The organism is Streptomyces sp. NPDC051913, assembly GCF_044593635.1.
Lineage (GTDB): Bacteria > Actinomycetota > Actinomycetes > Streptomycetales > Streptomycetaceae > Streptomyces.
Map to the genome: position 1 here is coordinate 116,730 of NZ_JBIUCI010000013.1, position 16,727 is coordinate 133,456.

A 16,727-nucleotide genomic window follows, 5' to 3' on the forward strand; every position below is an offset into this window, starting at 1 on the left:
ATGACCCGGACTCGGAACGCCATCGAAGACATCTGGCCGCTGTCGCCCCTGCAGGAGGGACTGCTGTTCCACGCGGCCTTCGGGGACGGGGCGTCCGACGTGTACGCGGGACAGCGGGCCCTCGCCCTCGACGGGCCGCTGGACGTCGACCGGCTCCGCCGCTCCTGGGAGAGCCTGATCGCCCGGCACGGCGCGCTGCGGGCCGGCTTCCGCCGACGCAGGTCGGGGCAGGCGGTCCAGATCGTCGCACGGCAGGTGGAACTTCCCTGGCAGGAAGCCGACTTGAGCGGCCTGTCACAGGAGGAGGCGGAGGCCGAGGCGGCCCGACTCTCCGAGGCCGAACTGTCGGCCGGCTTCGATCTCGAGCGGGGGCCGCTGCTGCGGCTGCTGCTGATCCGCCTCGGCGGACGGCGCCACCGCCTGGTGATGACGACCCATCACATCGTGCTGGACGGATGGTCGTTGCCGATCCTGGTGGGCGAGCTGTCGACGCTGTACCGGGCCGGAGGCGAGGCCGGGGCGCTGCCCCCGGTCCGCTCCTACAAGGATTACCTGGCCTGGCTGGGCCGCCAGGACCGGGAGGCGGCCCGGACCGCGTGGCGCGCGGAGCTGGCGGGAGCGGACGAACCGACCCTGGTCGCCCCGGCCGACCCCGCCCGGGCACCGCTGCGGCCGGAGGCGCTGACCGTCGAATGCAGCGCGGAACTGACCCGGGCGCTGGAGACACTGGCCCGTGACCACGGGGTCACCATGGCCACGGTGGTGCAGAGTGCGTGGGCCCTGGTTCTCGCCCGGTTGTCCGGACGCCAGGACGTGGTGTTCGGCACCACGATCGCCGGCCGTCCCACGGACCTGCCCGGCGCCGACTCGCTCATCGGCCTGTTCATCAACACCCTGCCGGTCCGCGTCGAGCTGGCCGGCGGCCAGTCCGTCGCCGACCTGCTGCGTACCCTCCAGGCCCGCCAGGTCGCCCTCCTCGGCCACCAGCACCTCGGCCTCACCGAGATCCGGCAACTCACCGGCCCCGGCGCCGAGTTCGACACACTCGTCGTGTACGAGAACTACCCGCGCCCGGCGGACGCGGAGCCGGACGGCCCCGACGCCCTCACCATCCGGCTCGACGGCCGGACCAGGGACGCCAGCCACTACCCCCTCGGCCTGATCGTCGGACCGGGCGAGCGGTTGGAACTGCAACTCGACCACCGCACCGACCTGTTCGACCGAGCCCGCGCCGAACAGGTGCTCGCCGCGCTCCAGCAGGTACTCGAAGGCTTCGCAACCGACCCGCGCACACCGCTGGCCCGCATCGGCCTGCTGACCGGCGACGAACTGGCCCTTGTCACCCGGGACTGGCAGGACATCCAGCCCGAGGCACCCACCGGGACACTGCCCGAACTCCTCGCCGGGCAGGTGCGCCGGACACCGGACGCGATGGCCCTGGACTCGGACGAGCGGACGTACGGCTACGCCGAACTCCAGGACGAGGCGGGCCGCCTGGCCCGGCATCTGATCACCCTGGGCGTGGGGCCCGAGCGCCGGGTCGCCGTGGTCGCCGAACGGTCGGCGGACACCGTCGTCGCGCTCCTCGCCGTCTCCATGGCCGGCGGCGCCTTCGTCCCCCTCGACCCCGGGCACCCCGCCGACCGCCTCGCCCTCGTCCTGGAGGACGCCGACCCGGTCGCCGTGCTCTGCACCGAGACCGGCCGCACGCTGCTGCCGGAGGCCGCCCGGGACCGGGCGATCGCCCTCGACGACCCGCAGGTCGTGGCAGCGGTGGCACGGCAGGCCCCCGGCCTGGTGACCGACACCGAACGCACGGCACCGCTGCGCCCCGCGAACGCCGCCTACGTCATCCACACGTCGGGTTCGACGGGGCGGCCGAAGGGTGTGGTGGTGTCGCATGCGGGGTTGGTGAATCTGGCGGGTGCGCAGGTTGAGCGGTTTGCGGTGGGTGTGGGTTCGCGGGTGTTGCAGTTTGCGTCGTTGAGTTTCGATGCGGCGGTGTCGGAGTTGTGTATGGCGTGGGGTGCGGGTGGGGTGTTGGTGGTTGCGGGGGTTGGGGGGTTGCCGCCGCGGGTGTCGTTGGGTGAGGCGTTGGTGCGGTCGGGGGCGTCGCATGTGACGGTGCCGCCTGGGGTGTTGGCGGTGGAGGAGGGGGTGTTGCCGTCGGGGTTGGTGACGTTGGTGGTGGCGGGGGAGGTGTGTGCGCCGGGGTTGGTGGATCGGTGGTCGGTGGGTCGGCGGATGGTGAATGCGTATGGGCCGACTGAGGTGACGGTGTGTGCGGCGATGAGTTTGCCGTTGGTGCCGGGTTCGGCTGCTGGTTCGGGTGTGGTGCCGGTGGGGCGTCCGTTGCGGAATGCGAGGGCGTTTGTGCTGGATGCGTTTTTGCGGCCGGTGCCGGTGGGTGTGCGGGGTGAGTTGTATGTGTCGGGGGTTGGGTTGGCGCGTGGTTATGCGGGGCGTGCTGGTCTGACGTCGGAGCGGTTTGTGGCGTGTCCGTTCGGTGAGGGTGGCGGGCGGATGTATCGCACGGGGGATGTGGTGCGGTGGCGTGTGGATGGGCAGTTGGAGTTTTTGGGGCGTGTGGATGAGCAGGTGAAGATCCGTGGGTTCCGGGTGGAGTTGGGTGAGGTGGAGGCTGTTCTCGCTGCTCATCCGGGGGTTGAGCAGGCGGTGGCGTTGGTCCGCGACGGCCGCCTCATCGCCTACGCCGTCGGCGACGCGGAGGGTGCGGAGCTGCGGACGTATGCCGGTACCCGGTTGCCGGAGTACATGGTGCCGTCGGTGGTCGTCGTCCTGGACGCCTTCCCGCTGACGGTCAACGGCAAGGTGGATCGGGCCGCCTTGCCGGTGCCGGACCTGGGTGCGGGGGCCTCTCGCGCGCCGGCGACCCCGACCGAGGAGACGCTCGCGGCGCTGTTCGCCGAGGTCCTGGACCTGGAGCGGGTCGGCGCGGAGGAGAGCTTCTTCGAGCTGGGTGGTGACTCGCTGCTGGTGATGCGGCTGATCGCCCGCATCCGCTCCGTGCTGGAGGTGTCGGTCGGGGTCCGTGAGGTGTTCGCGGAGCCGACCGTCGCCGGTGTCGCGCGGCTCGTCGAGACCGCAGGGGCGTCGACCGGCGTGGTGGTGCTGGGGCGTGAGGAGCGGCCGGAGCGGGTGCCGCTGTCCTTCGCTCAGCAGCGGATGTGGTTCCTGAACAGGATGGACGGGGCGGGTACTGAGGGAGCTGCCGCCTACAACATGCCCTTCGCCCTTCGGCTGTCGGGCCGCTTGGACGTGGCCGCGCTGGATGCGGCGCTGGGTGACATCGCCGACCGGCACGAGAGCCTGCGGACGGTCTTCCCGGACGTGGAGGGTGTGCCGTACCAGGAGATCCGTCAGGGTGCCGAGGGGCGCCCGGTGCTCCAGGTCGTCGAGGCCGGCGAGCGGTGGCGTGACGCCATGCAGGAGGAGGCCGCGCGCGGATTCGACCTCGCGGCTGAACTACCCTGGCGCACCACCCTGTTGAGGGTCTCTGAGGCGGAGTGGGTGCTGCTGCTGGTGGCCCACCACATCGTCACGGATGCCTGGTCGATGGGGGTGCTGGCGGGGGACCTTCAGGTTGCCTACGGTGCTCGGCTCTCCGGCCAGGCTCCGGGCTGGGAGCCGCTCCCTGTCCAGTACGCGGATTACGCGCTGTGGCAGCGGCAGGTGCTGGGCGCGTTGGAGGACCCGGACAGTGCGGGGGCCGGCCAGGTCGCCTTCTGGCGGCAGGCGTTGGAGGGGGTGCCGCAGGAGACCGCGCTGCCGTTCGACCGTCCGCGAGGCGCGTTGCCGACGTTCCGTAGTGGGTCGGTACCGGTCGGGGTGGATGCGGAGACGCATGCCCGGTTGGTGGAGCTGGCCGCCCGTGGTGGGGCGACCATGTTCATGGTCGTGCACACGGCGCTGGCGCTGTTGCTGGCCCGGATGGGGGCCGGGGAGGACGTCTGCGTCGGTACGCCGGTAGCCGGGCGGCCGGACGCGCAGTTGGAGGGGCTGGCCGGCTTCTTCGTCAACACGCTGGTGCTGCGCTCCGATACATCGGGGAATCCCACGTTCGGTGAGCTGCTGGCGCGGGTGCGTGAGGCTGATCTGTCGGCGTACGCGAACCAGGACGTGCCCTTCGAGCGGCTCGTCGACGAACTGAACCCGGCACGGTCGGCGGCCCGTAATCCGCTGTTCCAGGTGATGCTGGCGCTCCAGAACGTGCCCGAAGCCCGATGGGAGTTGGAAGGGCTGTGGGTGGAGCAGGTTCCGCCGGTGGAGGATCCGGCCGCCCGCTTCGACCTGTCGGTGGACCTCAGCGAGCAGTGGAACGACAGTGGCGCCCCGGCCGGGCTGGGCGGGGGGATTCTCTATGCCGCCGACCTGTTCGATGAGGGGACGGTTCGTGGGCTGGCGGGCCGGTTGGTGCGGGTGCTGGAGCAGATCGCGGCCGATCCGGGCGTGCGGCTGAGTGATCTGGATCTGCTCGGTGAGTCCGAGCGGGCCCTGGTGGTGGGGGAGTGGAACACCACGGGGCAGGTGATTGAGCCGGGTTCGGTGGTGGAGCGGTTCCGGGCCAGTGTGGTCAGGGCGCCGGATGCGGTGGCGCTCCGCTCCCTCGGCCGCTCGCTGACGTATGCGGAGGTGGACGCCCGGTCGGACGCGCTCGCGCGTGGGTTGGTGGCGCGTGGGGTGCGGGCGGAGTCGCGGGTGGGGCTGTGCCTGCCGCGCGGTGCCGAGATGGTCGTGGCGATTTTGGGGGTGTGGAAGGCCGGTGGGGCGTATGTGCCCCTGGACCCGGAGTACCCCTCCGACCGGCTGGCGTTCATGGTCGCCGACAGCGGTGCCGAGGTGGTGCTGGTCTCTGAGGAGACGGCCGACCGTGTGCCGATGGGTGTGCTGCTGGACGAGATAGCGAGTGAGTCCGGTGTGCTGCCGGAGGTGGGCACCGATCAGTTGGCGTACGTCATCTATACGTCGGGCTCGACCGGCCGTCCCAAGGGCGTGGCCGTCGCCCATGCCTCCGTGGCCAACCTCGCGTCCGTGATGCGTCCCGTTCTGGGCGTCGAACCCGGCGTCACGGCATTGCAGTTCGCGTCGTACAGCTTCGACGCGGCGGTGCTCGATGTTGCCGTCACCCTCGCTGCTGGGGGCACCCTGGCGATCGCCTCGGCGGAGGAGCGGCTGGACCCGGCTGCGTTGGCGGCCATGGTGGAGGCCGCCGGGGTGACGGTGGCGAGTGTGGTGCCGTCGCTGCTGAGCGTGCTGGAGCCCGAAGCCGTTGCCGGGGTCGGGAACTGGGTGCTCGGTGCCGAGCGCCTGGAGGCCGGTTTGGCGGCGAAGTGGCGTGAAGGTGCCCGGGTCTGGAACACGTACGGGCCGACCGAGGCGACCGTGATCACGACTGCCGTACTGCTGGAGGAGGGCATCACCGGGCAGGATGCCCCACCGGCGATCGGTCGTCCCCTGGGCAATGTCCACACCTACGTGCTGGATGCCTTCCTGCGTCCGGTTCCTGTGGGGGTGACGGGTGAGCTGTATATCGCCGGAGACGGGCTGGCCCGGGGCTACGTCAACCGCCCTGACCTGACGGCGGAGCGGTTTGTGGCCTGCCCGTTCGACGGTGAGGGCGGTCGGATGTACCGCACCGGTGACCTGGTCCGCTGGACGGCCGATGGCCAGCTGGCCTTCGTGGGCCGTGCCGACGAGCAGGTCAAGATCCGTGGCTTCCGGGTCGAACTCGGCGAGGTCGAGGCCGTCCTCGCCGCCCACCCGCAGGTCGAGCGGGCAGTGGCCGTCGTACGGGATGGCCGTCTGGTCGGCTACGTCGTCGGCGATGTGGACGAGGACGCTGTACGGGCTCATGCGGCGACGCGGCTGCCGGACTACATGGTCCCGGCTGCCGTGCTGGTGCTGGACGCGCTGCCGTTGACGGTGAACGGCAAGGTGGACCGGGCTGTGCTGCCGGCGCCGGAGCTGGGTGCGGGCGCTTCCCGTGGGCCGGTGACGGCGACGGAGGAGGCGCTGTGCGGGTTGTTCGCCGAGCTGCTCGGCGTGGAGAGCGTCGGGGCGGAGGAGAGCTTCTTCGAGCTGGGTGGTGATTCGCTGCTGGTGATGCGGCTGATCGCCCGGATCAGGTCGGTGCTGGAGGTGTCGGTCGGGGTCCGTGAGGTGTTCGCCGAGCCGACCGTGGCCGGTGTCGCGCGACTCGTCGAGACCGCCGGGGCCTCGGCGGACGTGGTGGAGCTGGGGCGTCGGGAGCGGCCGGAGCGGGTGCCGTTGTCCTTCGCCCAGCAGCGCATGTGGTTCCTCAACCACCTGGAAGAGGTCGGTGCGGAGGGTGCGGGCGCTGTTTACAACCTGCCGCTGGTGCTGCGTCTGAACGGGCGACTGGACGCTGAAGCGCTGGCTGCGGCGCTGGGCGACATCGCCGACCGGCACGAGAGTCTGCGCACGGTCTTCCCGGACATCGAGGGCGTGCCGTATCAGCGGGTGCTGGTGGGGGCGGACAGTCGTCCGGAGCTGGTGGTGGTCGAGGCCGGTGCACGGTGGCGCGAGCTTGTGCAGGCCGAGGTCGGGCGCGGCTTCAATGTCGGAGTCGAACTGCCCTGGCGGACGACGCTGTTGAAGGTCTCCGAGGCGGAGTGGGTCCTGCTCCTGGTGGCCCACCACATCGCCACCGACGCCTGGTCGATGGGCGTGATAGCGGACGATCTGCGGAACGCCTATCGGGCACGCCTCACCGGGCAGGCCCCGGGCTGGGAGCTGCTCCCTGTCCAGTACGCGGATTACGCGCTGTGGCAGCGCGAGGTACTGGGTGAGCTGGAGGACCCGGACAGCGAGGGGGCCGGTCAGGTCGCCTTCTGGCGGCGGGCGTTGGAGGGGGCTCCGCAGGAGACGGCCCTTCCGTTCGACCGTCCGAGGGCGGCGGTGCCGACATTCCGTAGTGGGTCGGTACCGGTGGACGTCGATGCGGAGACGCATGCCCGGTTGGTGGAGCTGGCCGCGCGGGGCGGGGCGACGATGTTCATGGTCGTCCATGCCGCGCTGGCGGTACTGCTGGCTCGGATGGGGGCGGGTGAGGACGTCTGCGTCGGTACGCCGGTAGCCGGGCGGCCGGACGCGCAGTTGGAGGGGCTGGCCGGCTTCTTCGTCAACACGCTGGTCCTGCGGTCGGATGCTTCCGGGAATCCCACGTTCGGTGAGCTGCTGGCGCGGGTGCGGGAGGCTGATCTGTCGGCGTACGCGAACCAGGACGTGCCGTTCGAGCGGCTCGTCGACGAGCTGAACCCGGCACGGTCGGCGGCGCGTAATCCGCTGTTCCAGGTGATGCTGGCGCTCCAGAACGTGCCCGAAGCCCGGTGGGAGCTTGAGGGGCTGGCCGTCGAGCAGATCCCGCCGCAGATGGCCCCGGCCCGCTTCGACCTCTCCGTGGGGCTCAGCGAGCAGTGGAACGACAGCGGCGCCCCGGCCGGTCTGGATGGGGGGATTCTCTATGCCGCGGATCTGTTCGATGAGGGGACGGTTCGTGGGCTGGCGGGCCGGTTGGTGCGGGTGCTGGAGCAGATCGCGGCCGATCCGGAAGTGCGGCTGAGCGATCTGGATCTACTGGGTGAGTCCGAGCGGGTGGCGGTCGTCGAGGAGTGGAACGCGACGGCTGAGGCGTTTGAGTCCGGCCTGGTGGTGGAGCGGTTCCGGGCCGGTGTGGTCAGGGCGCCGGATGCGGTGGCGCTGTGGTCCGGGGGGCGTGCGCTGTCGTATGCGGAGGTGGATGCGCGGTCGGATGCGTTGGCGCGTGGGTTGGTGGCGCGTGGGGTGCGGGCGGAGTCGCGGGTGGGGCTGTGCCTGCCGCGCGGCGCCGAGATGGTCGTCGCCATCCTGGGCGTGTGGAAGGCCGGTGGGGCGTACGTCCCGCTGGACCCGGAGTACCCCTCCGACCGGCTGGCGTTCATGGTCGCCGACAGCGGTGCCGAGGTGGTGCTGGTCTCTGAGGAGACGGCCGACCGTGTGCCGATGGGTGTGCTGCTGGACGAGATAGCGAGTGAGTCCGGTGTGCTGCCCGAGGTCGGCTTCGGTCAACTCGCCTATGTCATCTATACGTCGGGCTCGACCGGGCGCCCGAAGGGTGTGGCCGTCGCGCATGCCTCGGTGGCCAATCTGGCCTCGGCGATGCGTCCCGTTCTGGGTGTTGAGCCTGGTGTCACGGCGTTGCAGTTCGCGTCGTTCAGTTTCGACGCGGCGGTGTTGGATGTGGCGGTCACGCTGGCCGCCGGGGGCACGTTGGCGATCGCCTCGTCCGATGAGCGCCAGGATCTGGCTGCGTTGGCGGCCATGGTGGAGGCGGCCGGGGTGACGGTGGCGAGTGTGGTGCCGTCGCTGCTGAGCGTGCTGGAGCCGGAGGCAGTGGCCGGTGTCGGGAATTGGGTGCTCGGTGCCGAGCGCCTGGAGGCGGGCCTGGCAGCCAAGTGGCGTGCGGGCGCCCGGCTCTGGAACACCTATGGCCCCACCGAGGCCACCGTCATCACCACCGCCGTGCTGCTGGAAGACGGCATCACAGGTGAGGACACCCCGCCCGCCATCGGGCGCCCCCTGGGTAACGCCCGTACGTATGTGCTCGACGCGTATCTGCGGCCTGTCCCTGTCGGTGTGACGGGTGAGCTGTACATCGCTGGGGACGGTTTGGCGCGAGGTTATGTCAACCGTGCGGATCTGACGGCGGAGCGGTTTGTGGCCTGCCCGTTCGACGGTGAGGGCGGTCGGATGTACCGCACCGGTGACCTGGTCCGCTGGACGGCCGAAGGCCAGCTGGAGTTCGTGGGCCGTGCCGACGAGCAGGTCAAGATCCGTGGCTTCAGGGTCGAGCTCGGTGAGGTCGAGGCCGTTCTCGCCGCCCACCCGCAGGTCGAGCGGGCGGTGGCCGTCGTACGGGATGGCCGTCTGGTCGGCTACGTCGTCGGAGGCGCGGACGCCGAGAGCGTGCGGGCGTATGCGGCGACGCGCCTGCCGGAGTACATGGTGCCGTCGGTGGTCATCGTGCTCGACGCGTTCCCGTTGACGGTCAACGGCAAGGTCAACCGTGATGCCTTGCCGGTGCCGGATCTGGGTGCGGGGGCCTCTCGCGTGCCGGCGACCCGGACGGAGGAGGCGCTTGCGGTGTTGTTCGCCGAGGTGCTGGATCTGGAGCGGGTGGGGGCGGAGGAGAGTTTCTTCGAGCTGGGTGGTGACTCGCTGCTGGTGATGCGGCTGATCGCCCGCATCCGCTCCGTGCTGGAGGTGTCGGTCGGGGTCCGTGAGGTGTTCGCGGAGCCGACCGTGGCGGGTGTGGCGCGGCTCGTCGAGACCGCCGGGGCGTCGACCGGCGTGGTGGTGCTGGGGCGTGGGGAGCGGCCGGAGCGGGTGCCGCTGTCGTTCGCTCAGCAGCGCATGTGGTTCCTCAACCGCATGGACGGGGAGGGCGCCGAGGGGGCCGCTGCCTACAACCTGCCGTTCGCCCTGCGACTGACCGGCAGCCTGGATGTCCAGGTGTTGCAGGCGGCGCTATGGGATGTCGCCGATCGTCACGAGAGTCTGCGGACGGTGTTCCCGGACGTGGAGGGTGTGCCGTACCAGGAGATCCGTGAGGGCGCCGAGGGGTGCCCGGTGCTCCAGGTCGTCGAGGTCGGCGAGCGGTGGCGTGAGGTCATTCAGGGCGAGGCCGAGCGCGGGTTCGATCTCTCGGTCGAGCTGCCGTGGCGGACCTCGCTGCTGAGGGTCTCGGAGGCGGAGTGGGTGCTGCTGCTGGTGGCCCACCACATCGCCACCGACGCCTGGTCGATGGGTGTGCTGGCGGGTGACCTTCAGACGGCGTACCGGTCGCGGTTGAGCGGCCGGGCGCCGGAGCGGGAGCAGCTGCCTGTCCAGTACGCGGATTACGCGCTGTGGCAGCGCGAGGTACTGGGTGAGCTGGACGACCCGGACAGCGCCGCGTCGGCGCAGGTCGCCTTCTGGCGCCGGGAGTTGGACGGCGCACCGCAGGAGACGGTGCTCCCCTTCGATCGTCCGAGGGCGGCGGTGCCGTCCTTCCGCAGTGGGTCGGTTCCGATGGAGGTGGACGCGGAGACGCATGCCCGGCTGACGGAGCTGGCGGCGCAGGGCGGGGCGACGATGTTCATGGTCGTCCATGCCGCGCTGGCCGTGCTCCTGGCTCGGATGGGGGCCGGGGAGGACGTCTGCATCGGTACGCCGGTCGCCGGGCGGCCGGACGCACAGCTGGAGGAGCTGGCCGGCTTCTTCGTCAACACGCTGGTCCTGCGGTCGGATGCTTCCGGGAATCCCACGTTCGGTGAGCTGCTGGCGCGGGTGCGTGAGGCTGATCTGTCGGCGTACGCGAACCAGGACGTGCCGTTCGAGCGGCTCGTCGACGAGCTGAACCCGGCACGGTCAGCCGCCCGCAACCCGCTGTTCCAGGTCCTGCTGGCGCTTCAGAACGTGCCCGAGGCCCTCTGGGACCTCGAAGGGCTGGCGGTTGAGCAGATCGCGCCGCTGGCGGATCCCCCGGCTCGCTTCGATCTCTCCCTGACGCTGAGCGAGCGCAGGTCGGAGGACGGGTCCGCCGGTGGTCTGCGCGGCGGGATCCTTTTCGCGGCCGATCTCTTCGACGAGGGGACGGTTCGTGGGCTGGCCGGGCGGCTGGTGCGGGTGCTGGAGCAGGTTGCCGCCGATCCGCAGCTGCGGCTGAGCGCTGTGCAGGTGCTGGATGCGGCGGAGATGGCCACGGTCGTCGAGCAGTGGAACGGGCCCGTGACCGAGGTCGAAGCCGTGACGGTGCTGGAGCTGTTCCGGGGGTGGGTGGCGCGGACGCCTGAGGCGGACGCCCTGTGCTCCGAGGACCAGACGCTGTCGTACGCCGAACTGGACGCGCGTTCCGACGCGTTGGCGCGCGGACTCGTGGCGCGTGGCGTGGGCCTGGAGTCCCGGGTGGGGCTGTGCATGCTGCGCGGGATGGACGCGATCGTCGCGATCCTGGCGGTGTGGAAGGCCGGTGGGGCGTACGTCCCGCTGGACCCCCAGTATCCGTCGGACCGGCTGGCCTACATGGTCGCCGACAGTGACGCCGAACTCGTCCTGGTCGCGCCCGAGACCGCCGACCGGCTGTCCGACGGCGTGGAGACGGTCCTGCTCGACGAGCTGGACGGCGACTCGGACCGTGACTCGGACGGCGACTCGATCGAACTGCCCGACATCCTCCCTGATCAGCTCGCCTACATCATCTACACGTCGGGTTCGACGGGGCGGCCGAAGGGTGTGGTGGTGTCGCATGCGGGGTTGGTGAATCTGGCGGGTGCGCAGGTTGAGCGGTTTGCGGTGGGTGTGGGTTCTCGGGTGTTGCAGTTTGCGTCGTTGAGTTTTGATGCGGCGGTGTCGGAGTTGTGTATGGCGTGGGGTGCGGGTGGGGTGTTGGTGGTTGCGGGGGTTGGGGGGTTGCCGCCGCGGGTGTCGTTGGGTGAGGCGTTGGTGCGGTCGGGGGCGTCGCATGTGACGGTGCCGCCTGGGGTGTTGGCGGTGGAGGAGGGGGTGTTGCCGTCGGGGTTGGTGACGTTGGTGGTGGCGGGGGAGGTGTGTGCGCCGGGGTTGGTGGATCGGTGGTCGGTGGGTCGGCGGATGGTGAATGCGTATGGGCCGACTGAGGTGACGGTGTGTGCGGCGATGAGTTTGCCGTTGGTGCCGGGTGTGGGTGTGGGTTCGGGTGTGGTGCCGGTGGGGCGTCCGTTGCGGAATGCGGGGGCGTTTGTGCTGGATGCGTTTTTGCGGCCGGTGCCGGTGGGTGTGCGGGGTGAGTTGTATGTGTCGGGGGTTGGGTTGGCGCGTGGTTATGCGGGGCGTGCTGGTCTGACGTCGGAGCGGTTTGTGGCGTGTCCGTTCGGTGAGGGTGGCGGGCGGATGTATCGCACGGGGGATGTGGTGCGGTGGCGTGTGGATGGGCAGTTGGAGTTTTTGGGGCGTGTGGATGAGCAGGTGAAGATCCGCGGGTTCCGGGTGGAGTTGGGTGAGGTGGAGGCTGTTCTCGCTGCTCATCCGGGGGTTGAGCAGGCGGTGGCGTTGGTCCGCGACGGCCGCCTCATCGCCTACGCCGTGACTGGTGCGAGCGCCGACGTGGACGCGACCGAGCTGCGCGCCTTCGCTGCCGCGCGTGTGCCGGACTACCTGGTGCCGTCAGCCGTGGTCGTGCTCGATGCGTTCCCGTTGACGGTCAACGGCAAGGTCGACCGTGATGCCTTGCCGGTGCCGGATCTGGGTGCGGGTGCCTCTCGCGCGCCGGCGACCCCGACGGAGGAGGCGCTTGCGGTGTTGTTCGCCGAGGTGCTGGATCTGGAGCGGGTGGGGGCGGAGGAGAGTTTCTTCGAGCTGGGTGGTGATTCGCTGCTGGTGATGCGGCTGATCGCCCGGATCAGGTCGGGGCTCGGGGTGTCGGTCGGGGTCCGTGAGGTGTTCGCGGAGCCGACCGTGGCCGGTGTCGCGCGGCTCGTCGAGACCGCAGGGGTGTCGGCGGGCGTGGTGGTGCTGGGGCGTGGGGAGCGGCCGGAGCGGGTGCCGCTGTCGTTCGCTCAGCAGCGCATGTGGTTCCTCAACCGCATGGACGACGCCGGCGCGTCCGCCTACAACATGCCGTTCGCGTTGCGGCTGACCGGCAGCCTCGACGCCGAGTCGCTCCAGGCCGCCTTGGGTGACATCGCCGACCGGCACGAGAGCCTGCGGACGGTCTTCCCGGACGTGGAGGGCGTGCCGTATCAGGAGATCCGTGAGGGCGTCGAGGGACGGCCCCGGCTCCAGGTCGTCGAGGCCGGTGAGCGCTGGCGTGAGGTGATGCAGGAGGAGGCTGGGCAGGGCTTCGACGTCCGGAGCGAACTGCCCTGGCGCACCACGCTGTTGAAGGTCTCGGCGTCGGAGTCGGTGCTGCTCCTGGTCGCTCATCACATCGCTACGGATGCCTGGTCGATGGGCGTGCTGGCCGGGGACCTTCAGGTTGCCTACGGTGCTCGGCTCTCCGGCCAGGCTCCGGGCTGGGAGCCGCTCCCTGTCCAGTACGCGGATTACGCGCTGTGGCAGCGGGAGACGCTGGGTGAGCTGGACGACCCGTCCAGCCCCGGCGGGGGTCAGGTCGCCTTCTGGCGGCGGGCGTTGGACGGCGTGCCGCAGGAGACGGCGCTGCCCTTCGATCGTCCGCGAGGGGCGGTGCCGTCCTTCCGGAGTGGGTCGGTTCCGATGGAGGTGGATGCGGAGACGCATGCCCGGTTGGTGGAGCTGGCCGCGCGGGGCGGGGCGACGATGTTCATGGTCGTCCATGCCGCGCTGGCGGTGTTGCTGGCCCGGATGGGGGCCGGGGTGGACGTCTGCATAGGCACCCCGGTCGCCGGGCGCTCGGACGCACAGCTGGAGGAGCTGGCGGGGCTCTTCGTCAACACGCTGGTCCTGCGGTCGGATGCTTCCGGGAATCCCACGTTCGGTGAGCTGCTGGCGCGGGTGCGTGAGGCTGATCTGTCGGCGTACGCGAACCAGGACGTGCCGTTCGAGCGGCTCGTCGACGAGCTGAACCCGGCACGGTCGGCGGCGCGTAATCCGCTGTTCCAGGTGATGCTGGCGCTCCAGAACGTGCCCGAGGCTCGATGGGAGTTGCAGGGGCTGGCCGTCGATGAGGTGCCGCAGACGGGCGACCTCGTGGCCCGCTTCGATCTCTCCCTTTCGCTGAGCGAGCGCCGGTCGGAGGGCGGGGCCGCCGGTGGTCTGCGGGGCGGGATCCTGTACGCGGCCGATCTGTTCGATGAGGGGACGGTTCGTGGGCTGGCGGGCCGGTTGGTGCGGGTGCTGGAGCAGATCGCGGCCGATCCGGAAGTGCGGCTGAGCGATCTGGATCTGCTCGGTGAGTCCGAGCGGGCCCTGGTGGTGGGGGAGTGGAACACCACGGGGCAGGTGATTGAGCCGGGTTCGGTGGTGGAGCGGTTCCGGGCCGGTGTGGTCAGGGCTCCGGGGGCGGTGGCGCTCCGCTCCCTCGGCCGCTCGCTGACGTATGCGGAGGTGGATGCGCGGTCGGATGCCTTGGCGCGTGGGTTGGTGGCGCGTGGGGTGCGGGCGGAGTCGCGGGTGGGGCTGTGCCTGCCGCGCGGTGCCGAGATGGTCGTCGCCATTCTGGGCGTGTGGAAGGCCGGTGGGGCGTATGTGCCCCTGGACCCGGAGTATCCGTCGGATCGGCTGGCGTTCATGGTCGCCGACAGTGGTGCCGAGCTGGTGCTGGTCGCGGAGGAGACGGCCGGTCGTGTGCCGATGGGTGTGCTGCTGGACGAGGTGGTGAGTGAGTCCGGCGTGCTGCCCGAGGTTGCCTCCGGTCAACTCGCCTACGTCATCTATACGTCGGGCTCGACCGGACGCCCGAAGGGCGTGGCCGTCGCCCATGCCTCCGTGGCCAATCTCGCGTCCGTGATGCGTCCTGTCCTCGGTGTCGAGCCCGGTGTCACGGCGTTGCAGTTCGCGTCGTTCAGTTTCGACGCGGCGGTGCTGGATGTGGCGGTCACGCTGGCCGCAGGGGGCACGTTGGCGATCGCCTCGTCCGATGAGCGGCTCGACCCCGCTGCCCTGGCAGCCATGCTGGAGGCGGCCGGGGTGAGCACGGTCAGCGTGGTGCCCTCGCTCCTCGGCGTGCTGGAGCCGGGTGCGGTGTCCGGGGTCGGGAACTGGGTGCTGGGCGCTGAGCGCTTGGAGGCCGGTTTGGCGGCGAAGTGGCGTGAAGGTGCCCGGGTCTGGAACACGTACGGGCCGACCGAGGCGACCGTGATCACGACTGCCGTACTGCTGGAGGAGGGCATCACGGGAGAGGATGCCCCACCGGCGATCGGCCGGCCCTTGGGCAATGTCCGGACCTACGTGCTGGATGCCTTCCTGCGTCCGGTTCCTGTGGGGGTGACGGGTGAGCTGTATATCGCCGGAGATGGTCTGGCCCGGGGTTATGTCAACCGCCCTGACCTGACGGCGGAGCGGTTTGTGGCCTGCCCGTTCGACGGTGAGGGCGGTCGGATGTACCGCACCGGTGACCTGGTCCGCTGGACGGCCGATGGCCAGCTGGCCTTCGTGGGCCGTGCCGACGAGCAGGTGAAGATCCGTGGCTTCCGGGTCGAACTCGGTGAGGTCGAGGCCGTCCTCGCCGCTCACCCGCAGATCGACCAGGCGGTGGCAGAGGTACGCGACGGACGCCTGATCGCCTACGCCGTCGGAGACACCGGCACCGACGACCTGCGCGCCTTCGCCGCCACCCGTCTGCCCGACTACATGGTGCCGTCCACCATCGTCCTGCTCGACGCGCTGCCACTGACCGTGAACGGCAAGATCAATCGTGCGGCGTTGCCCGCTCCGGACCTGGGTGCGGGTGGTGGTCGTGCGCCGGCGACTGCGACCGAGGGGGCGCTCGCGTCCCTGTTCGCCGAGGTGCTGGATCTCGAAGCGGAGGCGATAGGAGCGGAGGAGAGTTTCTTCGACCTGGGTGGTGATTCGCTGCTGGTGATGCGGTTGATCGCCCGGATCAGGTCGGTGCTGGAGGTGTCGGTCGGGGTCCGTGAGGTGTTCGCCGAGCCGACCGTGGCCGGTGTCGCCCGGCTGGTGGAGAGCAGCGCGGTGTCGACAGGCGGGGTGCTGTTGGCGCGGCGGGAGCGGCCCGAGCGGGTGCCGTTGTCGTTCGCTCAGCAGCGGATGTGGTTCCTCAACCGGATGGACGAGACCGGCGCGTCCGCCTACAACATGCCGTTCGCCCTGCGCCTGACCGGAACCCTCGACACCGAGGCCCTCCAGTCGGCGCTGTGGGACATCGCCGACCGGCACGAAACCCTGCGCACGGTCTTCCCGGACATCGAGGGAGTGCCGTATCAGGACATCCGCGAAGGCGCCGAAGGACGCCCCCGCCTCCAAGTGATCGAGGCCGGCGAGCGGTGGCGTGACGCCATGCGGGACGAGGCGGGACGTGGCTTCGATCTGTCGGCCGAACTGCCCTGGCGCACCACGCTGTTGAGGGCGTCCGAGTCGGAGTGGGTCCTGCTCCTGGTCGCCCACCACATCGCCTCCGACGCCTGGTCGATGGGCGTACTGGCCCGCGACCTTCAGGGTGCTTACCGTGCCCGTCTCGCGGGCCGGACCCCGGGATGGAAGCCCTTCCCCGTCCAGTACGCGGATTACGCGCTCTGGCAGCGCGAGGTACTGGGTGAGCTGGACGACCCGGACAGCGCCGGGGCGCGCCAGATCGCCCACTGGCGACAGGAGTTGGACGGGGCGCCCCAGGAGACGGCGCTGCCCTTCGACCGTCCGCGTCCGGCGACGCCGACGTTCCGTAGCGGGTCGGTACCGGTGGACGTCGATGCGGAGATGCATGCCCGGCTGACGGATCTGGCCGCGCAGGGCGGGGCGACGATGTTCATGGTCGTGCACGCGGCGCTGGCCGTCCTGCTGGCCAGGATGGGGGCGGGCGAGGACATCTGCGTCGGCACGCCCGTCGCCGGGCGCTCGGACGCACAGCTGGAGGACCTGGCCGGCTTCTTCGTCAACACCCTCGTGCTGCGCTCGGACTTGGCGGGGGACCCGTCGTTCACTGAGGTGCTGCGCAGGGTGCGTGAGGCTGATCTGTCGGCGTACGCGAACCAGGACGTGCCCTTCGAGCGGCTCGTCGACGAGCTCAACCCGGCCCGTTCCGCGGCCCGCAATCC

Annotated in this window: 1 protein-coding gene (only partly in view); it reads left to right on the top strand. The window is 70.5% G+C overall.

All coding sequences use genetic code 11. From position 1 onward, the window contains the following. Positions 1-16,727: the 5' portion of a non-ribosomal peptide synthase/polyketide synthase gene (locus ACIHIX_RS33245; RefSeq protein WP_399962734.1), read on the top strand. Its footprint extends 11,821 nt past the window's final position; only the first 16,727 of its 28,548 coding nucleotides appear in the window; it begins with the start codon at positions 1-3; its stop codon lies beyond the right edge, outside the window.